21 protein-coding genes and 2 tRNA genes are annotated in these 23,337 nt (G+C 43.3%); 14 read left to right on the top strand and 9 right to left on the bottom strand.

The genetic code is table 11. The annotated features are described in order from the left end of the window. The 10 genes from AABW11_RS20215 to rpoC form a co-directional block, all read left to right on the top strand. Positions 1 to 63: EF-Tu C-terminal domain-related protein (locus tag AABW11_RS20215; RefSeq protein WP_445263799.1), on the top strand; the 63-nt coding region annotated here is incomplete at its 5' end. Positions 64 to 130: 67 nt separating this feature from the next. After that, positions 131 to 203, top strand: a tRNA-Trp gene (locus AABW11_RS18015). Positions 204 to 257: 54 nt separating this feature from the next. Then, entirely contained in the window at positions 258 to 443 is a 186-nt protein-coding gene (secE, locus tag AABW11_RS18010) for a preprotein translocase subunit SecE (RefSeq protein ID WP_340106657.1), read from the top strand. Next, entirely contained in the window at positions 440 to 1,006 is a 567-nt protein-coding gene (nusG, locus tag AABW11_RS18005; RefSeq protein WP_340106655.1) for a transcription termination/antitermination protein NusG, read from the top strand. The genes secE and nusG overlap by 4 nt, the downstream gene beginning before the upstream one ends. Positions 1,007 to 1,068: 62 nt before the next feature. Then, a complete protein-coding gene (gene rplK / locus AABW11_RS18000) occupies positions 1,069 to 1,500 on the top strand; it encodes a 50S ribosomal protein L11 (protein ID WP_340106653.1) in 432 nt (143 codons plus the stop codon). Between the two features lie 14 nt (positions 1,501 to 1,514). Then, the gene (gene rplA / locus AABW11_RS17995) at positions 1,515 to 2,213 is read left to right on the top strand and encodes a 50S ribosomal protein L1 (RefSeq protein WP_340106651.1); all 699 of its coding nucleotides are present in this window, start codon (positions 1,515 to 1,517) and stop codon (positions 2,211 to 2,213) included. Positions 2,214 to 2,231: 18 nt separating this feature from the next. Beyond that, positions 2,232 to 2,756, top strand: a complete 525-nt coding sequence (gene rplJ, locus AABW11_RS17990) for a 50S ribosomal protein L10 (protein WP_340106649.1) — start codon at positions 2,232 to 2,234, stop codon at positions 2,754 to 2,756. Positions 2,757 to 2,812: 56 nt separating this feature from the next. Continuing rightward, a complete protein-coding gene (gene rplL / locus AABW11_RS17985; RefSeq protein ID WP_340106647.1) occupies positions 2,813 to 3,187 on the top strand; it encodes a 50S ribosomal protein L7/L12 in 375 nt (124 codons plus the stop codon). 160 nt (positions 3,188 to 3,347) lie between these two features. Continuing rightward, on the top strand, positions 3,348 to 7,163 hold the full coding sequence (rpoB, locus tag AABW11_RS17980; protein ID WP_340106659.1) for a DNA-directed RNA polymerase subunit beta: 3,816 nt from the start codon (positions 3,348 to 3,350) through the stop codon (positions 7,161 to 7,163). A 38-nt stretch (positions 7,164 to 7,201) separates the two neighbouring features. Continuing rightward, positions 7,202 to 11,509 (top strand): DNA-directed RNA polymerase subunit beta', encoded by a 4,308-nt coding sequence (rpoC, locus tag AABW11_RS17975; protein WP_340106645.1) that lies wholly within the window; start codon positions 7,202 to 7,204, stop codon positions 11,507 to 11,509. Positions 11,510 to 11,587: 78 nt separating this feature from the next. On the opposite strand, the gene AABW11_RS17970 is transcribed toward rpoC, so the two are convergent. Continuing rightward, positions 11,588 to 11,893, bottom strand: a complete 306-nt coding sequence (locus AABW11_RS17970; RefSeq protein WP_340106643.1) for a YtxH domain-containing protein — start codon at positions 11,891 to 11,893, stop codon at positions 11,588 to 11,590. Positions 11,894 to 12,042: 149 nt separating this feature from the next. Here AABW11_RS17970 and fsa point away from each other — a divergent pair, with 149 nt between their 5' ends. Beyond that, the gene (gene fsa / locus AABW11_RS17965; protein WP_340106641.1) at positions 12,043 to 12,702 is read left to right on the top strand and encodes a fructose-6-phosphate aldolase; all 660 of its coding nucleotides are present in this window, start codon (positions 12,043 to 12,045) and stop codon (positions 12,700 to 12,702) included. A 104-nt stretch (positions 12,703 to 12,806) separates the two neighbouring features. Here fsa and AABW11_RS17960 read toward each other — a convergent pair whose 3' ends face one another. The 5 genes from AABW11_RS17960 to AABW11_RS17940 form a co-directional block, all read right to left on the bottom strand. Then, the gene (locus AABW11_RS17960) at positions 12,807 to 13,283 is read right to left on the bottom strand and encodes an RES family NAD+ phosphorylase (protein WP_340106639.1); all 477 of its coding nucleotides are present in this window, start codon (positions 13,281 to 13,283) and stop codon (positions 12,807 to 12,809) included. 6 nt (positions 13,284 to 13,289) lie between these two features. Next, positions 13,290 to 13,538, bottom strand: a complete 249-nt coding sequence (locus AABW11_RS17955; RefSeq protein ID WP_340106637.1) for an MbcA/ParS/Xre antitoxin family protein — start codon at positions 13,536 to 13,538, stop codon at positions 13,290 to 13,292. A gap of 280 nt (positions 13,539 to 13,818) precedes the next feature. Continuing rightward, positions 13,819 to 15,300: a phytoene desaturase gene (locus AABW11_RS17950; RefSeq protein ID WP_340106635.1), complete on the bottom strand. Its 1,482-nt coding sequence runs from the start codon at positions 15,298 to 15,300 to the stop codon at positions 13,819 to 13,821. Positions 15,301 to 15,402: 102 nt separating this feature from the next. Next, the gene (locus tag AABW11_RS17945; protein ID WP_340106633.1) at positions 15,403 to 16,122 is read right to left on the bottom strand and encodes a septal ring lytic transglycosylase RlpA family protein; all 720 of its coding nucleotides are present in this window, start codon (positions 16,120 to 16,122) and stop codon (positions 15,403 to 15,405) included. A 54-nt stretch (positions 16,123 to 16,176) separates the two neighbouring features. Further along, positions 16,177 to 16,248: transfer RNA gene (locus tag AABW11_RS17940), tRNA-Thr, on the bottom strand. 108 nt (positions 16,249 to 16,356) lie between these two features. Between AABW11_RS17940 and AABW11_RS17935 the strand changes: the two genes are divergently transcribed. Continuing rightward, a complete protein-coding gene (locus AABW11_RS17935) occupies positions 16,357 to 16,953 on the top strand; it encodes a rhomboid family intramembrane serine protease (RefSeq protein WP_340106631.1) in 597 nt (198 codons plus the stop codon). 160 nt (positions 16,954 to 17,113) lie between these two features. On the opposite strand, the gene serC is transcribed toward AABW11_RS17935, so the two are convergent. Continuing rightward, positions 17,114 to 18,190, bottom strand: a complete 1,077-nt coding sequence (gene serC / locus AABW11_RS17930; protein ID WP_340106629.1) for a 3-phosphoserine/phosphohydroxythreonine transaminase — start codon at positions 18,188 to 18,190, stop codon at positions 17,114 to 17,116. Between the two features lie 3 nt (positions 18,191 to 18,193). Beyond that, the gene (locus AABW11_RS17925) at positions 18,194 to 19,405 is read right to left on the bottom strand and encodes a DUF1015 domain-containing protein (protein ID WP_340106627.1); all 1,212 of its coding nucleotides are present in this window, start codon (positions 19,403 to 19,405) and stop codon (positions 18,194 to 18,196) included. 182 nt (positions 19,406 to 19,587) lie between these two features. Between AABW11_RS17925 and AABW11_RS17920 the strand changes: the two genes are divergently transcribed. Beyond that, positions 19,588 to 19,929 (top strand): DUF1844 domain-containing protein, encoded by a 342-nt coding sequence (locus AABW11_RS17920; protein WP_340106625.1) that lies wholly within the window; start codon positions 19,588 to 19,590, stop codon positions 19,927 to 19,929. Further along, positions 19,916 to 20,377, top strand: coding sequence for an NUDIX hydrolase (locus AABW11_RS17915; RefSeq protein WP_340106623.1), 462 nt, complete (start codon positions 19,916 to 19,918; stop codon positions 20,375 to 20,377). Before AABW11_RS17920 ends, AABW11_RS17915 begins: the two co-directional genes overlap by 14 nt. 34 nt (positions 20,378 to 20,411) lie before the next feature. On the opposite strand, the gene AABW11_RS17910 is transcribed toward AABW11_RS17915, so the two are convergent. Further along, positions 20,412 to 23,126: a UPF0182 family membrane protein gene (locus AABW11_RS17910; RefSeq protein WP_340106621.1), complete on the bottom strand. Its 2,715-nt coding sequence runs from the start codon at positions 23,124 to 23,126 to the stop codon at positions 20,412 to 20,414. Between the last annotated feature and the right edge of the window lie 211 nt (positions 23,127 to 23,337).

The raw sequence follows: 23,337 nt of genomic DNA, 5'->3' as shown, positions 1-23,337 counted from the left end.
TTTGCGATTCGCGAGGGCGGTCGTACAGTAGGCGCAGGCGTGGTAACCAAAATTAATGATTAACACTGCTTAGTGCCCTGAATTTGAGCACGAGGTGAAGCCTGAAAAAGGCTTTCACCTCGTGCTATCTACGGGTGTAGCTCAGTTGGCAGAGCACTGGTCTCCAAAACCAGGTGTCGGGAGTTCGAGCCTCTCCACCCGTGCAAACAATTGAATGTCAGCGGAAATGTTGACAACCGTTTAAGTTGAATGAAACCATGCAGAAGATAAAAGAATTTTTAGATGGTGTAAGAACCGAAATGAAAAAGGTGAGCTGGCCGCAGCAACAAGAGCTGATTGATAATACGATCATTGTCGTTGTGTTTACCATTATCATCACGACATTCATTTTTGGCGTGGATCAGGTTTACAGCACAGTTTTGGAGGCTATATACAGCTTATGAGTTCTGACAGTGAATATGAATGGTATGTAATTCGTGTTTTTACCGGACATGAAAAAAAAGTAAAGGAATACCTGCAGAGAGAAATTGCAGAGCAGGGACTTGAAGATAAAATTGAAGAGATACTCATACCTACCGAAACCATTGTGGAAATTAGATCTGGCAAGAAAAAACAGAAAGAGAAAAATTTCTTTCCAGGTTACATGTTGCTGAGCACTAAATATGACGAAGAAGTAAATAATTTGGTTCAAGGGGCACCATCATGTATAGGTTTCTTAAAGTCCGGAAAAAATGAGACGGTACCGCAGCCCCTCAAACAAAGTGAAGTTGAACGTATTTTAGGCCGCGTTCTCGACAATAAAGAAATGGTCGAAAGCGGCGGTGTCGTAGATATTCCTTACAAAGAAGGAGATATCGTGAAAGTTATTGATGGTCCGTTTAAAGAATTTGACGGAACCGTACAGGAAGTATTACCCGATAAACTGAAACTTCGGGTTCTGGTAAGTATTTTTGGGCGTAAAACCCCGGTTGAGGTAAACCTGAACCAGGTTGAATCAACAACATAAGATCTTTTTTAACGTGAGCTATTACGCAGCAAACAGAAGAATGAATCACTAATTGATTCTATATGGCAAAAAAAGTAGATAAAGTGCTAAAACTTCAAATCGTTGGTGGGCAGGCAAACCCTGCTCCTCCGGTAGGTCCAGCTTTAGGCCAGGCCGGCATCAACATTATGGAGTTTTGTAAAGCATTTAACGCAAAAACCCAGGACAAAGCTGGTACAATTATTCCGGTGGAAATCACAGTATTTGCGGATAAGTCGTTTACGTTCAAAACGAAAACGCCTCCCGCAGCAGTACTGTTGAAAAAAGCCGCTAAAATTAAATCCGGATCAGGTGAACCAAACCGTAAAAAGGTTGGGAAAGTCACCCTGGCGCAGTGTAAGGAAATTGCTGAGCAGAAGATGGAAGACTTAAATGCCTTCGATGTAGATCAAGCTGCTGAGATGATTGCCGGAACTGCCCGAAGTATGGGTTTGCGAGTAATCCGAGATAACTAAGAGGATTTAAGAAAATGGCAAAGCGAGGTAAAAAATATCGTCAGGCTGCAGAGCTGATTGATAATGATATGGAATACACAATTGAAGAGGCGTGCGATTTAGTCAAAAAGACTAAAATAGCGTCATTCAATGAGTCGGTCGATTTAGATCTCCGGCTTGGTGTGGATCCACGTCATGCAGATCAGATGGTGCGCGGAACAGTTTCTCTTCCACATGGTACAGGTAAGGATGTGCGTGTGCTTGCTTTAGTAAATGAAGCGAAGGAAGAAGAAGCCAAAGAAGCAGGCGCCGACTTTGTAGGTCTGGACGAATACATCGAAAAAATTGAGGACGGGTGGGCAGATATCGACGTGATAATTGCCACACCTGATGTAATGGGAAAAATCGGAAGGCTTGGACGGCACCTTGGCCCACGCGGGTTAATGCCTAATCCTAAAAGCGGAACGGTTACCATGGATATTGCATCCGCTGTTAAAGAGTTCAAGTCCGGTAAGATTGATTTCCGGGTGGACAAGGCAGGGATTTTGCATACCTCTATCGGAAAAGCTGAATTTGATGCGAATGAGCTGCGTGAAAATGCGATTTCATTTCTTCAGACTATAATGAAGATGAGGCCATCGTCCGCAAAAGGACTGTACATTCGAAGTGCTTATATGAGCACAACGATGGGCCCCAGTATCCAGATCAGCCGATCATCCATTACTTCAATTTAGAAATTAAAAGGATACAACATGCCTACATTATCAGATAAAAAGGCAATTGTGGAAGAAATCACCAAAGAGCTCGAAGCAGCAAACGGTCTCTATATTACCAACTACAAAGGTATGTCAGTTGGCAATATGGCCGATTTGAGAACAGAGTTCAGAAAAGGTGACGTTCGTTACAAAGTGTATAAAAACACAATGATTAAACGAGCGATGGAAGCAATTGGCGGTTATGACGAACTCTACCCATATCTGAATGAACAGAATGGATTTGCTTTTGTAGAGGAAGAGTTCGCAGCACCTGCAAAAGTCCTTAAACAATATATTAAGGATAATAATAAGCCCGAATTTAAAGCGGCTATTATTGACGGTGAATTTTATGGCGAAGGACAGCTTGACGCATTAGCTGCCATGAAGTCTAAAAATGAAGTTATTGGCGATATTATAGGCCTGCTTCTCTCACCAATCTCTAATGTTGTTAGCGGACTGCAGGCACAAGGCGAAACGATTGCCGGCGCTGTGAAAACAATCGCTGAAAAAGGCGAAGAATAACCAATTACACATTTCAACTTATTTAATTATAAAACGACGAACGGAGAAATCTAACAATGGCTGACGTTAAAGAAATCGCAGAACAATTAGTAAACTTAACAGTTAAAGAAGCCAACGAATTGGCTAAAGTGCTCGAAGAAGAGTACGATATCAAACCAGCTGCAGCTGCTGTTGCAGTAGCAGGACCTGCCGGCGGTGGCGAAGAAGCCGCTGAAGAGCAGACAGAATTTGATGTTGTATTGAAAGCTGCCGGCGCAAAGAAAATTGCTGTTATTAAAGAGGTTCGCGGAATTACCGGTCTTGGCTTGAAAGAAGCTAAAGAAATGGTAGACGGCGCTCCTAACACCATCAAAGAAGGTGTTTCAAAAGATGAAGCAGAAGAGCTGAAAAGCAAACTCGAAGATGCCGGTGCTGAAGTAGAACTTAAGTAATCCGGTTTAGTAAACAATTTGTCAGAGCCAACACCGTTTATATCGGTTGTTGGCTTTTGGCGTCTACAACATCTGTACAATTTACGTTCTCAACGTGCAACTACAGTCGTTTCACATCTTATTTTTAACCTAAAGGAGAGGCTTCCTTTTGAGTACTACTATGGAGAAAATCCCATTTACCGATCGACTTTCATTTGGCCGTATTAAACACGTTATAGACTATCCTGATTTTCTGGATATTCAGCTGGAGTCTTTTAATTATTTTGCCCAGCTTGATATTGCACCTGATGATAGGGCAGACCAGGGACTTCAGCGCATATTCAATGAAAATTTCCCGATTAGCGATAGCCGGGAAACACATATTCTTGAATTTGTCTATTATTCTGTTGATACCCCCAAATACAATATGAGGGAATGCCAGGAACGCGGTCTTACCTACGCAATCCCGCTAAAGGCAAAACTTCGTCTGTCATCTCTTGATGATTCCGACGAAGCAGCCGAAACTATCGAACAGGAAGTTTTTCTGGGCGATCTTCCATGGATGACAAACCGCGGTACATTTATTGTAAATGGGGCCGAGCGTGTGATTGTAAGTCAGCTCCACCGGTCACCCGGAGTGTTTTTCGGGCAGTCTGTCCATCCTAACGGTACTCAGCTCTACTCAGCTCGTGTAATTCCATTCAAAGGGTCTTGGATTGAATTCACAAATGATATCAGAGACGTGCTCTGGGCCTATATTGACAGGAAGAAAAAGATACCCGCAACCACACTGTTGCGTGGACTCGGTTATTCATCTGATTTAGAAATACTGAACTTGTTTGGGCTTTCTGAAGAAGTTGAGCTCAAATCCAAGAAATCCTTCAATGAAAAAGCTGTTGGTCAGCGTCTTGCTGTTGATCTCACAATGGAGGTCACCGAAGAAGTTGTAGATGATGAAACGGGAGAAGTAACCGAGGCGACAAGCCGTAAGGTACTGCTCGAACGTGATCACGAAATTGAAGCAGAAGATTGGGATAAGTTTAAAGAAGCAGGCGCTAAGAAGACTCTGATCCAGAAAATGGGTGCTGAGGAGTCTGAGCGCTCGGTTGTGATGAACACGCTCCGTAAAGATCCGTCTCACGATGAGGTTTCAGCTCTGTCTGAAATTTATCAGCAGATCAGAACGGGTGAAATGCCTGATCCTGAAACCGCACGCCAGGTTCTTGAGCGTCTGTTTTTCAGCGACAAGAAATATGACCTCGGTGAAGTTGGACGATATCGTCTGAACAAGCGTCTTAAAGTTGATGTGGATCCTGAGATTCAATATCTGACGAAAGAAGATGTTGTTGCAATTGTGAAAGAAGTGATCCGCCTGAAAGAAGCGAAGTCTCAGGTTGATGACATTGATCACCTTAGTAACCGACGTGTACGAACGGTGGGTGAACAGCTCGGTCAGCAGTTTTCTATTGGACTGGCCCGTATGGCACGTACCATTCGTGAGCGTATGAATTCCCGTGATGCAGAGCAACTGACGCCACAGGATCTTGTAAATGCACGAACGATCTCAAGCGTTATCAACAGCTTTTTTGGTACAAATCAGCTTTCACAGTTCATGGATCAAACGAATCCAATTGCTGAACTGACCCACAAGCGCCGTATGTCTGCACTTGGTCCAGGTGGTCTGACGCGTGAGCGAGCCGGTTTTGAGGTTCGCGATGTTCACTATACTCACTATGGCCGATTATGTCCGATTGAAACACCTGAGGGACCAAACATTGGTTTGATTACCTCTCTTTGTGTACATGCGAAGATTAATGATTTCGGATTTATCGAAACGCCTTACCGAAAGGTACGTGAAGGTACAGTTACTGATAATGTGGAGTATCTCGCAGCTGAGCAAGAAGATGAAACTATTATTGCACAGGCTAATGCTCCGCTGACGAGTAGTGGGAATTTTGAGAACGATGCGATTTTCTCCCGTTTCCGTGAAAGTAACGTTGGTTTGGCTAAACCGGATGAAATTGAATATATGGACGTATCTGCAAACCAGATCACATCTTTGGCCGCAGCTCTCATTCCATTTATTGAGCATGATGATGCTAACCGTGCATTGATGGGTTCAAACATGCAGCGTCAGGCTGTGCCGCTATTGCGACCGGACTCACCAATTGTGGGTACAGGTCTTGAACAGCGTGCCGCTAAAGATTCCAGGGCTATTATTAGTGCTGAAGGAGACGGTGAAGTTGTCTTTGTAAGTGGTGATGAGATCAAAATTAGATATGATAGAACCGAGCTTGAAGAAAATTGCTACTTCGACGAAGGCATCAAATCTTACAAGCTTAAAAAATTCGAACGTAGTAACCAGGACACAACTGTAAACCAGCGCCCGATAGTGAATGTTGGTGATAAGGTGAAAGAGGGTGATGCGATTGCTGATGGGTGTGCTACCCAAAAAGGAGAGCTTGCTCTTGGCCGTAACCTGGTTGTTGCTTTCATGCCGTGGAGAGGATACAATTTTGAGGATGCTATCGTTATTAGCGAAAAAATTGTACAGGATGATATTTATACATCTATCCACATCACAGAATTTGAACAACAAGTTCGTGATACCAAGCGGGGTGAAGAAGAACTTACTCGTGAAATTCCCAACGTCAGTGAGGATGCAACACGTAACCTCGATGAACAGGGAATAATCCGTATAGGAGCTAAAGTAAAACACGGTGATATTCTGGTTGGAAAAATTACTCCAAAAGGAGAAACAGACCCGACACCAGAAGAGAAGCTGCTCCGTGCTATCTTTGGCGATAAAGCAGGCGATGTAAAAGACGCATCCTTAAAGACACCTCCTGGTGTGAAAGGTGTTGTGATTAATACACAACTCTTCAGCAGAAAACGTGATGAGCAAATATCCCGAAAAGAAGAGAAAGCTCTGGTAGAAGCTGAAAATGATCGCCATGCTGAAAAACTTGACGAACTCAACTCCATGTGGGCCGACAAAATGTACAGCCTGCTGAGAGACAAAACATCACCCGGTGTTTATAACTATAGTGGTGTAGAGCTGATACCAAAAGGCGAAAAATACAAGAAATCGGTTTTTGAAGAACTTGAGCCTGTTACGATCAACGAAAATATTTCCTGGGCAACAGACGATGAACTTGTTGAGCACGTAAAACTGCTGTTTAAAAACTATAGGGATCTCCGAAGAGAGATTGATACTGAAGCCAAGCGGCGTAAATATCAAATCCAGGTAGGAGACGAGCTGCCCCCGGGCATCATCCAAAAGGCAAAAGTTTATGTTGCCAAAAAGCGGAAAATGCAGGTGGGTGATAAGATGGCCGGCCGCCACGGTAACAAAGGTGTGATTGCAAAAGTTGTACCTGAAGAAGATATGCCGTTTATGAAAGATGGCACGCCGGTTGACATCGTACTTAACCCGCTGGGTGTACCATCGCGAATGAACCTTGGCCAGATTTACGAGACAATTCTCGGCTGGGCAGGATTGAAACTTGGCGTTAAATACGCTTCTCCGATCTTTGATGGCGCATCTTACGACCAGGTTCAGGAAGAGCTCAGAAAAGCAGGTTTGCCGGAAGATGGCAGAGTTCAGCTCTATGACGGGCGAACAGGATATGCTCTCGATCAGCAGACTACTGTTGGCGTGATGTATATGCTGAAACTGAATCACCTGATTGAAGATAAAATGCACGCACGTTCCATTGGGCCATACTCGCTCATTACTCAGCAACCGCTGGGTGGTAAAGCACAGTTTGGCGGCCAGAGACTTGGTGAAATGGAGGTTTGGGCACTTTATGCGTATGGAGCATCCAACATACTTAAAGAGATGCTCACCGTGAAAAGTGACGATGTGAAAGGACGATCCAAAGTTTATGAAGCTATCGTGAAAGGTGAAAATCTTCCCGAAGGCGACATACCGGAGTCGTTCAAAGTGCTGCTGCGTGAATTGATGGGTCTCGGACTCGAAATTCACATTGATTAAATTTGTTCTGTTAAATAAATCCAAACGGAGGTTATCCTTTGCCGTCAACAAAAACATTAACTGTTACGAAAGACTTCTCTAATATTGGAATATCGCTCGCATCAGCTGAGACGATACTTTCCAGATCCCATGGAGAAGTTCTTACGCCAGAAACGATTAATTACAGAACATTCAAACCGGAAATGGACGGTCTTTTTTGTGAAAAGATCTTCGGTCCGGTAAAAGATTATGAGTGTCACTGTGGAAAATACAAGCGTATTCGCTATAAAGGGATTATTTGCGATCGCTGCGGAGTTGAAGTTACCCGAAAAGCAGTACGCCGTGAGAGAATGGGACACATTACTCTTACCGTGCCTATTGTTCATATCTGGTACTTTAAATCCCTTCCAAGTAAGATTGCCTACCTGTTAGGTTATTCTTCAAAAAATCTTGACCGAATAGTTTATTACGAAACATTTGTCATTCTCAATCCCGGACTCGCAAGAGATCTTGGTTACAAAAAAGGCGATCTGATATCTGAAGAAGAAAAGTTCGATATTTTAGATCAGCTACCAGAAGATCATCACGATTTAGATGATGACGATGATGATAAATTTGTGGTTAAAGATGGGGCGGAAGCCGTTGAAGGACTCCTGAAAACTCAGGATCTCGACAGCCTCGCCTATCAACTGCGATACGAAGTAAAGAATGAAACATCGCAGATGCGGAAGAAGAAAAAGCTGAAGCGTCTTCAGGTTATCGAATCATTTCGTGCGGCTAATCAGCACACCGAAAACCGTCCTGAGTGGATGGTTCAAAGTGTCATTCCGGTTATTCCACCGGAACTGCGCCCACTGGTTCCTCTTGAGGGAGGCCGGTTTGCAACATCGGATCTTAATGATCTGTACCGCCGAGTGATTATTCGTAACAATCGATTGAAGCGACTTATCGATATTAAAGCACCTGATGTTATTCTCCGGAATGAGAAGAGAATGCTTCAGGAAGCAGTGGATTCGCTGTACGACAATTCACGAAAATCCAATGCTGTTCGAAATAACAACCGTCCGCTGAAATCCCTCAGTGATATGCTGAAGGGTAAAAGTGGTCGATTCCGTCAGAACCTTCTTGGTAAACGGGTCGATTATTCTGGACGTTCTGTAATTGTAGTTGGTCCGGATCTGAAAATGCATGAGTGCGGCCTTCCAAAAGAGATGGCCATTGAACTCTATAAACCGTTTGTCATCCGCCGGCTCATTGAGCGCGGTTATGTGAAAACGGTGAAAAGTGCCAAAAAAGTAGTGGACCGTCGTGATCAGGTCGTTTGGGAAGTTCTCGAAAACGTGATTGATGGTCACCCCGTTCTGCTGAACCGTGCACCAACGCTTCACAGGTTGGGCATACAGGCGTATCAACCGGTACTGATTGAAGATAAAGCGATACGATTACACCCATTGTCATGTACAGCGTTTAACGCTGACTTTGACGGTGATCAGATGGCTGTTCACCTTCCATTGAGCCATGATGCTGTGATGGAAGCATCAATTCTGATGCTTGGTTCTCATAACATTTTGAGTCCTGCGAGTGGTGGGCCGGTTGCTGTTCCATCCCAGGATATGATTCTTGGTATCTACTACATGACCAAGATGGGGAATGGCAAGCTTGGAGAAGGGAAAACATTTTCCACTCCGGATGAAGTACTGATCGCATTTGATCAGAATAAACTGAACATACATGCGAAAATTAATGTCCGGGTTCCTGTAACCCAGGAAGATGGAACAATAGCGCCCGAAATTATCAAGACAACTACTGGGCGGGTACTATTTAACCGTATTGTTCCTGCAGGTGTTGAGTTCGTAAACCGAACACTTGGTAAAAAAGAACTTCGGGTACTGATTGATAATATTTATAACACAGTAGGTTCTGTTGAAACCGCTCATTTTCTCGATAAGATGAAAGAGACCGGTTTCGAGCAGGCAACTGTTGGTGGGCTCTCGTTTAGTCTTGAGGATATCATTATCCCGGATGAAAAACGGTTGCTCATTGAAAATGCTCAAAACGAAGTAGAAGAAATCCAGGATAGATATGAAATGGGTTTCATTACGGATAACGAGCGTTATAACCAGGTCATTGACAAATGGACAAGCACCACAAACCGTGTGTCTGAAACACTGTTTAAAAGTCTGACAGAAGATAAAGACGGTTTCAATGCTGTTTATATGATGGCTGATTCCGGTGCTCGTGGTTCTAAAGAGCAGATTCGTCAGCTTGGCGGTATGCGTGGACTGATGGCGAAGCCTCAGAAAAGTTCCATGCAACAGGGTAACGAGGTAATTGAGAATCCTATTCTCTCAAGTTTCCGTGAGGGTCTTACGGTTCTTGAATACTTTATCTCTACTCACGGTGCGCGTAAAGGTCTTGCCGATACAGCGCTGAAAACGGCCGATGCCGGTTATCTGACCCGTCGTCTCGTTGATGTTTCTCAGGATATTATTATCAATGAGAAGGATTGCGGAACGCTTCGTGGTATTAAAATGCAGGCACTCAAAGACAATGAAGACGTTATCGAAAGTCTTGAGGATCGAATTATTGGCCGAGTGTCAATGCATGAAATTATCGATCCAATTTCTGATGAGCCTATCTGCGACGCAAACGAGTTGATTACAGACTCTATCGCCAAGAAAATTGCAGAGACATCCATCGAAGAAGTTGAAATCCGTTCAGTACTTACATGCGAAACCGAACGCGGTGTGTGTGCTAAATGCTACGGACGAGACATGTCAAAAACGGGTATGGTACAGGTAGGTGAGGCTGTTGGTGTTATTGCTGCTCAGTCTATCGGTGAACCGGGTACTCAGCTGACACTTCGTACTTTCCACGTGGGTGGTACAGCGTCTCGTATGGAGGCAGACTCCCAGCACAAAGCGAAATTCGACGGAACCGTTGAGTTCGATAATGTTCGTGTTGTCGAATATGATGACGGTGAAGAAGTTCACAATGTTGTTCTCAGCCGTGCCGGTGAAATGAAAATTGTGGGTGAGGATGGAAAAATACTGAACACCTACAACGTGCCTTACGGTTCAGAAATGATGGTAGAAGAGGGCGATAAAGTTATGAAGGGTATGCCGCTTTGTAAGTGGGATCCTTATAACGCCCTGATCTTCAGTGAAATTGATGGTACGATTGAGTACAAAGATATCATTGAAGAAGTAACCTACACAGCTGATACCGATGCCCAAACAGGTCACCGGGAGAAAGTGATTATCGATTCTCGTGATCGTTCACTTGTTCCTACAATTGTAGTAAAAGGTGACGATGACAGAATTCGTGAAAGCACACTGCCGGTAGAAACACACATCACCGTTGATGACGGTGAAAAAGTGAGTGCAGGTCAGATACTTGCTAAAATTCCAAGAGCTGCTTCTAAATCGAAAGATATTACTGCAGGTCTGCCGCGAGTAACTGAGCTGTTTGAAGCAAGATCACCAAGCGATCCCGCTGCTGTGACAGAAATTGACGGTATTGTCCGAATGGGCGGCCGTAAGCGTGGATCACAGGAAGTGATTGTTGAAAGTAAAGATGGTACAGATGAGAAGACGTACCTGATTTCGCTTTCCAAGCATATTCTTGTACAGGAAAATGACTTTGTAAAAGCAGGTCAGGCTTTGTCTGACGGAACAATACCCGCCCAGGAAATTCTAAATATCCTCGGCCCTTATGCTGTTCAGTCATATCTTGTGAATGAGATCCAGGAGGTCTACCGTCTTCAGGGCGTGAAGATCAACGATAAGCACATTGAAGTGATTGTTCGTACAATGATGCAGAAAGTTGAAGTAACTGATCCCGGAGACACCATGTATCTCGAAGGAGATAAAGTGGACCGTTTTGAGCTCAATAACCGAAATGACGAATTGATTGGTAAATTTGTTGTTACCGATCCCGGAGGCAGCGACCAGAAGCTTGGGGCTATCCTCGACCGGCGTAAAATTCGTGAGATTAACAACGAATTGATCGGCGAAGGGAAAGAAGAGCTTCAAACTCGTGAAGCGGAACCCGCAATTTCTAAGCCGATTCTGCTTGGGATTACACGTGCAGCCCTCTCAACAGAGAGCTGGCTTTCAGCGGCATCATTCCAGGAAACCACGAAAGTTCTTACACAGGCTTCCATCGAAGCGAAGAAAGATCTGCTTCGAGGCCTCAAAGAGAATGTGGTTGTGGGTCATAAAGTACCTGCCGGAACCGGATTACTCCAGTACGATGAGCTAATTGTAGGCTCTAAAGCTGAGTATGATGAAGGAGATGAAGAGGTCGAAAAAGTGTTCGAAACACTTGGGGCCGATGAGTCAGAATCTGAAACATCCGAAGAGTAAAAGCTAACTGTTAAAAAAAAAGCCGCGTTGTGAAAACAACGCGGCTTTTTTTATATCTATATGAAAGGAGAAGGAGTGTTATTTACCGGACTTCTCTATATTTTCGAGAAGTGACTCAGCTTCCTTGATGAGTCCGTCTGCCCGCTGTTTTGCATCTTCAATAACTTTATCACTGTCTTGTTTTGCCTGGGATGAAATGTTTTCCTTTTCATTCTTGAGCTGCTCAATTAATGATCGTAGTTCATCCAGATAGGTATTTAGCTGATAGGAAATTTTACCCCTGGTATTCTTTCCTGTGTCAGGCGCATACAATAGTGCTAATACCGTACCTGCTGCAACACCGGTTAACAGTCCAATTGAAAATCCTTTGCCTGATTTACTCATAATAACCTCGTCTATTGTTTTTGTTTAGTTGAAAATACAAATTCATGTGTCCGCTTGAAAAAATAATGTATCAAAATTGGTAAAGATATTCCGTCTATATTATTGTATTTTTTAAACTATTAACTATAACCAAACTTATATTACTTCATATGAAATTTTTTATTGACACAGCTAATTTAGATGAAATTAAAGAAGCAAATGATCTTGGTGTTTTAGACGGGGTAACAACAAACCCGAGCCTGTGCATGAAAGTTGGCGTTAGTGATTTTGAAGGCCACATTGCCAAAATTTGTAACATGATTGAAGGTGATGTATCAGCAGAAGTAATATCAACAGAATATGACGAAATTGTTGAGGAAGGTCGTAAACTAGCTGCTATTGCTGATAATGTAGTTGTGAAGGTTCCGCTTATTAAAGATGGTATAAAGGCAATAAAAACCTTTAGCGAAGAAGGGATAAAAACGAATTGCACTCTCTGCTTTTCCGCGTCACAGGCACTGATTGCAGCTAAAGCGGGTGCAACATATATCTCTCCATTTATTGGAAGACTTGACGACATTTCAACTGATGGTATGCAGCTAATCGCGGATATTCGGTTGATTTTTGATAATTACGCAATCGAAACGGAAATACTTGCGGCAAGTATCCGGCATCCCATGCACTTCCTTGAATCTGCTAGAATGGGCGCTGATGTAGCCACAATGCCGCTTAACGTCATCGAGCAACTACTGAAGCATCCATTGACAGATAGCGGTTTAGAACGCTTTCTGGCCGATTGGGATAAACTCCAGGAGTCTCTTAAAGACTGATCGTTTTCTGAAAAAAATATGTAAGCCGGCTTGTATAAAAACAGGCCGGCTTTATTTTGTTAGATAGGTAAAGGGTAATATGTAGGTTATGAAATTGTTCAATTTCATCGGTGCAGTTCAAAAAATCGAGAATCGATGGGAAGGGACATTACTGTGGATATTTCAATTTGTCTGGATAAATTGTGCTTCGGATTGATTATGAAATTATACTCCACTGCAACTACAACACTTGGTACTTGAAGTACGGAATAAATCGTTTCGTTTATCCATTGATCACCAGAAAATTGTGAGGCTTTTGAAACAGAAATTTGGTTCCATTGATCTGGAAGCTGGTTCAAAGACGGGAATTTGATAGGATGCTCTGGAATCTCATCTTGAAACAGAATATTTTTCTTCAGTTCTGACCGATCAAGAGCTTGCACCAGAATTTCGAGCAAAGCCAGCGAAAGAGTTCCTGATGTATATACAGCCGGTGTTCCTATTGAATTAAACCGGCCGTCCCAAAGTCTTGCATTTTCACTGGTAAACGCACTTTCAGCGTATCCTTTATTTGTGATTCGCCAAACCCGTATTGATCTCATCACCGATTAAACGGTTATTCCATGCTTGATGCGACCTAAAAGCTGTTCTACAAGGCGCGCATCTGGTTCGGTTTTGGCCAGATCGAGTGGTTTTTTATTGCCCAATGAATGATTTGGCTGTGAAAACCACCGGGCCACTTTATCTGCATCTTCAAATACCTGATAAGCATGATCAGGATCGGTAAGGCGTGCAATTCGGTAGCCATGCTCGGACTCATCGGGAGGCGACGAGGTTTCTTTTTTTTCGGCGATCAAGTGTTCTTGGCAAGACCATGAATAGCTTGGAGATCTGGCTGTTTGAAATTTGCAGTCGAGACTGTATGGTTACTAATATACTTGTTGCTAAGCCTTCGGATATTTTTGATGCTGCTGTATCCAGATCCCAAGCTACATATGGTTCTGATACAATATTATCATCTTTTGACTCTGAGGGATACGCGGAATACACATTTTCTTGAGGCATAGTGCGCAGATTTGCGTTACTTAATACGCCAAATTACTCTTTTATTTCAAGTTTCTCCTTAACGGTGCAAAATTATAACTTTTCCTGAATTAAATTTTCTGCAATCTTAGCTGATGAAAGTACCCCGGGCAGACCTGCTCCCGGATGTGTTCCTGCTCCAACAAAATAGAGATCGTCTACATCTTCACTTCGGTTGTGTGGTCGAAACCAAGCTGATTGTGTAAGGATTGGTTCAACGGAAAATGCCGAGCCTTTATAACTGTTCAGCGTATCCTGAAAGTGAAGAGGATCGATATAGTGCTCGGCTACGATATTTTCATTCAAATCGGGCAGGTAGTTATCTTCAAGAAACTGGATAATTGCGTCGCGATATTTTGGAGCCATTTCGGTCCAGTCGGTTCCGCTATCCAGATGGGGTACAGGAGAGAGCACGTAAAACCCTTCATGGCCTTCAGGTGCCATCGATGGATCAGTAATTGTAGGCATGTGCAGGTAAAGTGAGAAATCATCTGATAACTCTTTTTTGTGAAAGATATCGCTGAGTAAGCCTTTATACCTCTCACCGAGTATTATGTTGTGGTGCGCAAGGCCAGAGTCTGTGTACCGTTTTTTTGTGCCGAAATAGATCACAAAAAGGGACATGCTGTATTTTGTACGTTCAATTTTGCGGTCGGTATATTTTTTCCGGTGCTTTTTATTGATCAGGTTTTTATAAGTAAAGGCTACATCCGCATTGGATACCACAACGTCAGCTTTAATCTCGTCACCGTTTTTCAAGCGAATTCCTTTTGCTTCCCCATTATTAACGAGGATCTCATCAATTTCTGAATTCAGATGAATCGTACCGCCCTGGTCTTCAATCAGATCCACCATGGCATTAACGATGGCTCCGGTACCACCCATTGCGTAGTGCACTCCCCACTCACGCTCGAGGTAATGGATCATCGCATAAATAGAGGTTGTGTCAAATGGATTGCCGCCAACAAGAAGCGGATGAAAAGAGAAACATCGACGCAGAAAATCATCTTTAATATATTGGGATACATATTTGTATACCGATTTGTATGACTGAAGCTTGATCAGGTCAGGAGCAACCTTTAGCATGTCAGTAAATTTCAGAAACGGCTTGTCAGCCAATTCTACAAATCCTTTGTCAAATATTGCTTTCGTTGTGCCCAGGAATTTTTCATAACCTTCAACGTCATCCGGATTACGTTTTCGGATTTCATTCAGCGTAAATTCATGATCGTTATTGTAGTCGAAACTTTTGCCGTCAGCATCAAAGATCCTGTAAAAGGGGTTACACGGAACAAATTCAATATAGTCTTCACGTTTTTTCCCGGCTGCCTCGAAAATGTCATCAAACATAAAAGGCGCAGTAATAACAGTGGGACCTCCATCAAACTTGAACCCGTTGATTTCATAGACATAAGCACGACCTCCAGGTTTATCACGCTTTTCAAACATCGTAACATTATGTCCCTGCGATAAGAGTCGTGATGCGGTAGCCAGTCCGCCAAATCCCGTGCCAATAACGATAATATCTTTCTTCATAGAACCTATAATTTATTGTTGGGGTGATAACTGAAAATAGGTCGGAATCAATCCGGGATATGGAGAATATTTCAAGGATTAAGGAAGAAAGAGAGTCGGGAATTAATTTTCAGCCTGTTTAACAAATCCATCAAGCCCTTGCCGTGCGAGTCTACGCTGGTCGTCTCTTGCGTCAATTGCCGTATCATAAGTTCCATAATAGACTCTGTATACCTGCCGGCCCGAAAGCGTGACCTGTTCAACTCGGGTGCCGTTGGTTCGGCGGGCAAATGCAAGGGCTTCCGCTTCTGTATTGTACGAAGCAAGCTGTATGGTGAATGTTTCTTGGTTTGTAACTAAGCCAGATGCAACAGGTCTGTCGCCTTCTTCTAAAAGAATAATTTGGACGTTTGCTGTCCCGGTGTCTTCCATCTCAATTTCCCTTGCTGCCCGGCGGGACAGGTCAATAATTCTGTCGTCAACATATGGGCCGCGGTCATTAATGCGAACTCTAACGGATTGACCGTTGTCATTATTCAGAACTTGAACAATCGTGTTAAATGGCAGTGTGCGATGGGCAGCTGTGAAGTCGTTCATGTTAAATGTTTCTCCATTGGCGGTCGCTTTTCCATGAAAATTCGGACCGTACCAGCTTGCAACGCCAGACTGAAGTATTCGGCCTTCATCAGCTGATGAAGTTGAAGATACTGAAGGAGAGCGGACAGATCCGACACGGACAATGCCACATGATTGAAAAATCATCGTCATCAGCATCAAAACCAAAATAAGAAGATAATCAGATGAGATACTTTTGCGCTTGTTGTTAGATGGGATATTTGTCATAGGGGTTTCAAGAAGACATTGAGCATCATTTGATGCCGAATCGCAATAGTAATGAGCCGAAGATCGGATTTGAACCGACGACCTATTCTTTACGAGAGAATTGCTCTACCCCTGAGCTACTTCGGCTTTTCAATAGCTTTAAATATATCCACTTTTATGGTAAGAAGGCAATAGGAAGTCGTATTAGAAATCCAGTTTTACTATCTTATAAAAAAATCTATCAGATCCTGTTTTATGGCGGTTACATACGTACTCATTGGTTTAACATCAGCTATTTCCCTGGCTGCACTATACGTTGATCAGCGAATTTTAAATACCGGAATGCTTATTCCATACCGGGTGATTAACCAGCAAAGCTGGTATGAATTGCTTACGGCCGGATTTTTACATGCAAACTTCGGCCATCTTGCGGTTAATATGTTTGTTCTTTTCTTTTTCGGTATCGTGTTGGAACAGAATCTCGGCAGCGCTCAGTTTGCATCGCTTTACATCAGCGGCTTGTTGGTATCGTCTCTGCCGTCGATGCTAAACCACCGAGAAGATCCGCAATTCGCTACACTGGGGGCGTCGGGGGGAGTAGAAAGTGTTCTGTTTGGTTTTATATTTCTCTACCCAACTGAAAGTATCTATTTTATCTTATTACCCATCCCTATTCCGGCCTGGATTTTTGGCCTCGCATTTTTGGCATACAGCGTCTACGAAAGCAAGAAAGGTCGTGGCAATATCAACCACGAAGCGCATATTGCCGGAGCGATTTGGGGCGTTCTTTATCTTTTATTCTTTGTGCCGAATAGCCTCGATCATATTTTGACCGTCATGGGTTTACTGTAAATGTAATCCTTGTAATGATGCAAGGTAAGCAGTGAGTATTCCCGGCTATCCATAGATCAACACTTTTCTGAGCTGTTTTGCAAAGCACTTTAACAGTCCGTAAAGGTTTGCTGTATGATTTATGATATTAAGAGATTACAGCTTGAGGAAGATTTGTAGCTTAACCATTGGATTGTCTGAAATCCTTCATGAAATCAACTAGTGCGTTCACGCTTTCCATCGGGCAGGCATTGTAGATACTGGCGCGTATACCGCCAACCGACCGATGGCCTTTAAGAGCAAGTAACCCACTGGCTTTCGCTTCAGTCAGGAACTTTTCTTCCAGATGATTGTCATTCAGCCTGAAGGTAACATTCATTTTAGAACGCGATTCCTTTTGAACCGTTCCGTTATAAAAGTCATCTCTATCGATCTCGGTGTACAGTTTTTCTGACTTCTTTTGATTGAGAGATTGAAAGTGCTCAATACCACCATTTTGTTCAAGCCACTCCAGAACATAATTTACCATATAGACCGCAAACACCGGGGGGGTGTTGAATATTTTTTTCATATGGGTCTTATAGTCCAGAATAGTGGGGATGTCGATATTTACCTGCCTATCTGCAAAAGAGTCTTTTATGAGGACAACCGTCACGCCGGCCGGTCCAAGATTCTTTTGAGCACCGGCGTAAATCAAGCCGTAACGGTCTAAATTTATTGGCCGTGACAGAAAATCTGAAGAAGCGTCACAGACGAGTGGCACACTTACATGGGGTTCTGTTGGAAACTGAGTTCCATAAATAGTATTGTTGCTGGTAAAATGCAGGTAGCTGGCATTATCGGATAGCTCCAATTCACTGTTAGATGGAATGCGTGTGTAGTTTTCCGATTTGCTTGAGAACGGTACATGTACATTCCCAAATAGTTTTGCCTCGTGAATAGCATTATCCGACCAGGTTCCGGTATCGATATAGTCCGCCGTCCGATCAGAAGACAGAAAATTTTGCGGCACCATCATAAACTGTGAACTTGCCCCGCCCTGGAGAAAAAGTACACTCCATTCATCACCGGCTCCGAGCAGTTTTTTTAGCCGTTCAGTAGCTTGCCTGTCGATTTCAGTGTATTCCCTGCTGCGATGACTCATTTCCAGTATAGAGGTGCCTTTACCTCGGTAATTTGTCAGTTCATTCTGAACTTTTTGTAACACCGGCAGAGGTAAAGTAGCAGGCCCGGCACAAAAATTATGAGCTCTATCCATCAGTTAAAACGTATGAATGATGATTCCTGACTGTAGTTTTGGCTCGAACCATGTAGATTTAGGCGGCATCAGCTCTCCTTTATCGGAAACTTCAACAAGCTCTTCAATACTCGTCGGGTACATACTGATTGCCAGATCTGCTTCACCTTCATCAACGAGCCGTTCGAGTTCTTCTGTACCGCGTACACCGCCTACAAACTCAATGTTTTTATTGATGCGCGGATTTTCAATGCTAAAAATAGGTTTCAAGATTGAACTTTGTAATCTGGTCGCATCAAGGTTAGCCACAACATCCTTGCTTGATGCCTTGGGTAGAGTTAGAGCCCACCAGTCACCTTTATAGTAGATAGATAAATCTCCCTTTTTCTGCGGTGTTTTTTCCTCTGTTATTTTTGCATTAAACTTATCGAAAAGCTGTTCGGCCTGTGATTTTCTAACCGTTATCAGAACCCGGTTGTAGGGTAGAATTTTCATTTGGCTCATGGGAAACAGAACAACCGGAAAATAGTCGTACTCTGCTTCTCCGGGAAAGGAGCGATCTCGTTCCCTGAGGTTTTCGGAAACTCTTGAAGCAGCTTTGCAGCGGTGATGCCCGTCAGCAATGTAAAAATTATCTACCTCGGCAAATGCTTTTGCCAGGTCAGCGGTTGTGAACTGTTTCCAGATTTTGTGGACAACACCTCTCTCATCAGTATGCTCGATGTGTGGCGGATTCGTTGCAATAGTTTTTTCAATTTGAAATTTTACGTCTTCTGAATCTTTAAATGTGAGCATCACCGGTTCGGCATGCGCTTGCTGCATTTGGATATGCTTTGTTCGATCGTTCTCTTTATCGGGGCGCGTGAGCTCATGTTTTAAAATCACATCATTATCGTAATCCTGGACTGATGCACAGGTAAAAACGCCGGTTTGTGTATGAGATTCCGACTCCAGCTGGTAGATGTAGATCGCAGGTTTTTCATCCTGGGTGTAAATTTCAGAATTGAGCAGTTCCTTTAAATTTGAAGCTCCTTTTTGATATACGGCATCATCATAATAAGGTGTCCCTTCCGGTAGATCGATTTCAGGACGTATAACATGCAAAAAGCTATTTGGTTTACCCTCAGCCAATTCTCTTGCTTCCTTTGTGCTAAGCACATCGTAAGGTGGACAAGCCACATCGGAAACGTTTTCAGGTTTTGGAAGCCAGCCTTTAAAAGGTTGAATGATCGCCATGATTAAGTCTGATATTTTGTATTTTTAGTTCAGTTCAAGTATACAAAACCTTTCCTACAACCACGTATTGTATATTGAGGTTTGATAGGATCTGTTATAGGTTTTTACTTTTTTCAGAAAGATTTCGAAGAATCACATTTTTTAGTCACATAAACCATTAAATATAATAAAATTAGAATTATATGTCTCACGAGGAGAAGCAAGACGGGGAAAAATTAAATTCCGATCAGCAACAGCAAATTTTATTCGTTATGCTCATTCAGCAACATGAACAGATTGCACAGATGGGGCTCGGGAAAATTGAAAATCCACAGACAGGTGAAACTGCAAGGGATTTGAAATCAGCCAAGTTTGCCATCGATACAATTGTAATGCTGGAAAAATATACCAAAGGAAATTTACCGAAAGAGATTTCAAACTACGTTACCGAGACATTGAATAAACTGCGTCTGAGCTATGCAGACGAAAAGAAAAAGGAGACTTCATCAAAAGGTGACAGTAGTGAGGCCGATGATAAATCCTGACGCCGTTCAAATAAAAGCAGCCGGGGGATTAGTTATTCGATTTATTAAAGATTCTGATACTCACGAGGCGCTTTTAATTTTCAGAAATGGTGTTTGGGATCTGCCTAAAGGGAAACTTGAAAAAGGCGAAAGCATCCCGGAGTGCGCTACCCGAGAAGTCAGTGAAGAGATTGGCCTGTCGAGCCGGGCTGACATCCTGGCCGATCTTGGGTCAACGCGCCATACCTATACTCTTAAAGGACAACCGGTTGAAAAAGAAACCTTCTGGTTCTTGATGCATCTGGCTGAAACCGTTGAGAATTTCAAGCCTCAGAAAGCAGAAGGTATCACAGATGTGAAATGGGTGCCGGTTAAAAAAGCTATGGAAAAAGTGGGGTTTCAAAACCTGGAAGCGGTTATCCGTCGTTTTATTAACAACCGGGATAACCTCGGGGTAATTGATATTTAGTCCCACTCACTGCCGATCTGAAAGCTTGATCTGCTTAGCTTCCCAGCAAATCATCGATATCTGCGAGAATCTCACCATAACGCACCCAATTGCCTTCCTGAAGAGCGTTACGCATGTCTTCCCAAAGTCCGCGCAGCTCCTGAAGTTCTTCTGATTCAAGATCCTGCTGAATCGCAAGGGTCTCTGGTGTTACTTCGGGATCGGTAGCCTGAGCAGCAATTCTTTGGGCTTCAAAACCGGCACGTTCACCATAGAGATCCAGTATGGCTCCGCCAATGGTTGGCTGCATTGAAATATCGTCGCCAATCGCTACAATCACCCGCTGAAGCTGAGGAATGTCGACACCTTCGGCAAGAAGAAACACGGGCTCAACATACATAAATGAGTTTTCAATGGGAATTACAACCAGGTTACCCCGAATAACCCGGGAGCCTCTTTGGTCCCAAAGGGCAATTTGCCGCGAAATTTCGGGATCCTGATCGATGCGGGCCTCAATCTGAGCAGGCCCGTATATCAGCCGGTCTTTTGGAAGTTTGAAAGCTACAAGTTCACCATAGTTTTCAGGGTCTGATTTTGCTGCCAGCCACGCAATCATATTATCACGATTTTCGGGCGTGAGCGGGCTGATCTGCATAAATTCAAGCTTATCTTCCCCAGGAAGCCGCGCCAGAACATAGTAAGGCTCCATCAAAATCCGCTGTCCACCGTATTTTTCATTTGGGCGTGTCCAAAGGTCTTCCTGGTTATAGAATACCTGTGGCTGAGTCATGTGATAGCGATTAAAGAGCTCTATCTGAATTTCAAAGAGATCCTGCGGGTATCTAAGGTGATTTATGAGTCCTTCCGGCATGTCCGAAATGGGTTTGAGAAGGTCGGGAAATATAGACTCATATACATTTAATATAGGGTCGTTGTCATCAACTTTGTAATAGTCTACAGAGCCTTCATAAGCATCAATTACAATTTTGACAGAATTCCTGATATAATTAAGGCCTTGGTAGCTTTCTGAGTAAGGAAAAAACGACGACGTTGTGTAAGCGTCCTGAATCCAATATAGTTTGCCAGAGAGTTTAACCAGGTAGGGATCACTATCGAGCTTGAGAAACGGAGTGATTTTACGTACTCTTTCCTGCACACTACGCCAGATTTGAAGCCGGCTTTCATCAAGAATATAGTCGGACAGCAGAAAGTTAATATCACCAAGCTCCCATGCAAACAGTAGCTTCCGAAAAAAGCTGCTAAACTGAATGCCGCCCTGTCCTGAGTAGTTAATATATACGTTATCATCACCAGCAGGATAATGAAGTTCTTCCACGCCCGAATTTACAATATAGTATCCGGTGCTATTCTCACCATAATATATAGCAGGATTGTCGACACTGAGTTCGGGATAGTCGTAAATAGGAGGGAGATCGCGGATAACCAGTTCAGGTTCACCTTGTCGGGTAATTTCCGTGACCGGGCTCATGGTGAGACCGAATCCGTGTGTATATTGCAGATGCCTGTTTACCCAGGTATCCGACTGACTGGGTAGTGTACGGGCAATCTCCCGAGCTGAAAGCATCACCTGTGTCATTTGTCCGTCGATCATGTAGCGGTCATTGTCAACTGAGTAAAATTCATAATACGACCGAATCTCCTGAAGCTGCTTGTATGTTTGAATAAGAAGGCGCGGATCCCAAAGCCGGATGTTATCAACGGCATCCTGGTTATTGCGAATATCTTCAATATCAAGCGTATCATCGGCCTGGTACTCAACTTCCCTGACATTGTTGATACCGAACGCGAGACGGGTCATCTCAATATTTTTTTCAAGATGTGGCCTTTCAAGCTCAAGTTCGTTGGGATTGACGCTGAAATTTTGAACCATACCGGGAAGGACAACACGACCGCCGGCGAATACCAGAACACCAAGAATGGCAACTCCCGGAAGAACTTTTCCAAAAGAGATCCAGCGGCTGGCAATCACCATTATTGAAAGCGCCAGGGAAATGAATAAAAGAATCCATAATGCGGGAAGTTCAATGACAACATCTGTATAGGTAGCACCAAAAACAATGCCCCCGGGTTTTAGCAGCAGTCCGTAGCGATCAAGGTAAAATCCCCATGAAAGAAACAGCAGCCAGAGCCCGCCATTAATTGACAGATGATTCAGAACGGATTTGGAAGCCGAGAAGCTTTTACCGGGTTGAAAACCAAGTAAACCCGTAAATAGATAAACGATAGCGAGAATGGCCGTCGTTAAAAACGTGAGTATAACCAGAGATGACTGGAGGAGCTCCAGAAAGGGCAGCTGGAAAATATAAAACCCGATGTCTTTGCCAAACAAAGGGTCAATCTCTCCAAAGGGTTCGTTCCAGATAAATTGGAGTGATTCATCCCATCGGATATAAAAGCCGAATGCAAACATTGCCGTAATTACAATAGCCCCGAGGGTGAAAAACTGTTTGATACGTTTTTGTTGCTCAGAACTCTGTATGTCGATATTTAATCCCTGGAGCGGTGTACCGCTAAACGAGATACGCTGGAGCTGACCGGCAAGATACCGGAAATTTGGAATCAGGTAGCCGCCTATTACCAGCGAAGCGGCTGTAATTAAAATGATCTGCGTGGTTCGCAGTGTCACAAATAATTGAGAATAGCCAAGTTCTGAAAGCCAAAGCCATTCTAAAATCCAGCTCGAGGAAATAGACAGAAGAACGAGAGGTACTAATATAATAAGCAGTAATCGGATGGATTTAAAAGACATACAGACGTTTACTATGGTGCGATATAGTTCAACAAAATCAGCCGGTAAATGAAAATAATGGTAGTCTCAGGCCAGGTGTGTAATCCTGAATGAGCGGTACCGGATGACTTGCGCGAAAATTGATGCCATAAAATACAAAAAAAGAAGTTCAGTATTGTATGGAGGCTGACATCTATTCAGATCAGATAGAATCTGGTAATTTAGTTGTGTT

This window comes from Rhodohalobacter sp. 8-1, assembly GCF_038150125.1.
In the GTDB taxonomy this organism is placed as follows: Bacteria; Bacteroidota; Rhodothermia; order Balneolales; family Balneolaceae; genus SW132.
Note: the sequence above shows the minus strand (reverse complement) of the source record. Positions and strands in the feature narration are given on the sequence as shown.

Bases quoted from the DNA above. Each gene is read 5' to 3' on its own strand.
- secE (WP_340106657.1), top strand. From the start codon at position 258: ATGCAGAAGATAAAAGAATTTTTAGATGGTGTAAGAACCGAAATGAAA.
- nusG (WP_340106655.1), top strand. From the start codon at position 440: ATGAGTTCTGACAGTGAATATGAATGGTATGTAATTCGTGTTTTTACC.
- rplK (WP_340106653.1), top strand. From the start codon at position 1,069: ATGGCAAAAAAAGTAGATAAAGTGCTAAAACTTCAAATCGTTGGTGGG.
- rplA (WP_340106651.1), top strand. From the start codon at position 1,515: ATGGCAAAGCGAGGTAAAAAATATCGTCAGGCTGCAGAGCTGATTGAT.
- rplJ (WP_340106649.1), top strand. From the start codon at position 2,232: ATGCCTACATTATCAGATAAAAAGGCAATTGTGGAAGAAATCACCAAA.
- rplL (WP_340106647.1), top strand. From the start codon at position 2,813: ATGGCTGACGTTAAAGAAATCGCAGAACAATTAGTAAACTTAACAGTT.
- rpoB (WP_340106659.1), top strand. From the start codon at position 3,348: ATGGAGAAAATCCCATTTACCGATCGACTTTCATTTGGCCGTATTAAA.
- AABW11_RS17970 (WP_340106643.1), bottom strand. From the start codon at position 11,893: ATGAGTAAATCAGGCAAAGGATTTTCAATTGGACTGTTAACCGGTGTT.
- fsa (WP_340106641.1), top strand. From the start codon at position 12,043: ATGAAATTTTTTATTGACACAGCTAATTTAGATGAAATTAAAGAAGCA.
- AABW11_RS17960 (WP_340106639.1), bottom strand. From the start codon at position 13,283: ATGAGATCAATACGGGTTTGGCGAATCACAAATAAAGGATACGCTGAA.
- AABW11_RS17950 (WP_340106635.1), bottom strand. From the start codon at position 15,300: ATGAAGAAAGATATTATCGTTATTGGCACGGGATTTGGCGGACTGGCT.
- AABW11_RS17945 (WP_340106633.1), bottom strand. From the start codon at position 16,122: ATGACAAATATCCCATCTAACAACAAGCGCAAAAGTATCTCATCTGAT.
- AABW11_RS17935 (WP_340106631.1), top strand. From the start codon at position 16,357: ATGGCGGTTACATACGTACTCATTGGTTTAACATCAGCTATTTCCCTG.
- serC (WP_340106629.1), bottom strand. From the start codon at position 18,190: ATGGATAGAGCTCATAATTTTTGTGCCGGGCCTGCTACTTTACCTCTG.
- AABW11_RS17925 (WP_340106627.1), bottom strand. From the start codon at position 19,405: ATGGCGATCATTCAACCTTTTAAAGGCTGGCTTCCAAAACCTGAAAAC.
- AABW11_RS17920 (WP_340106625.1), top strand. From the start codon at position 19,588: ATGTCTCACGAGGAGAAGCAAGACGGGGAAAAATTAAATTCCGATCAG.
- AABW11_RS17915 (WP_340106623.1), top strand. From the start codon at position 19,916: ATGATAAATCCTGACGCCGTTCAAATAAAAGCAGCCGGGGGATTAGTT.
- AABW11_RS17910 (WP_340106621.1), bottom strand. From the start codon at position 23,126: ATGTCTTTTAAATCCATCCGATTACTGCTTATTATATTAGTACCTCTC.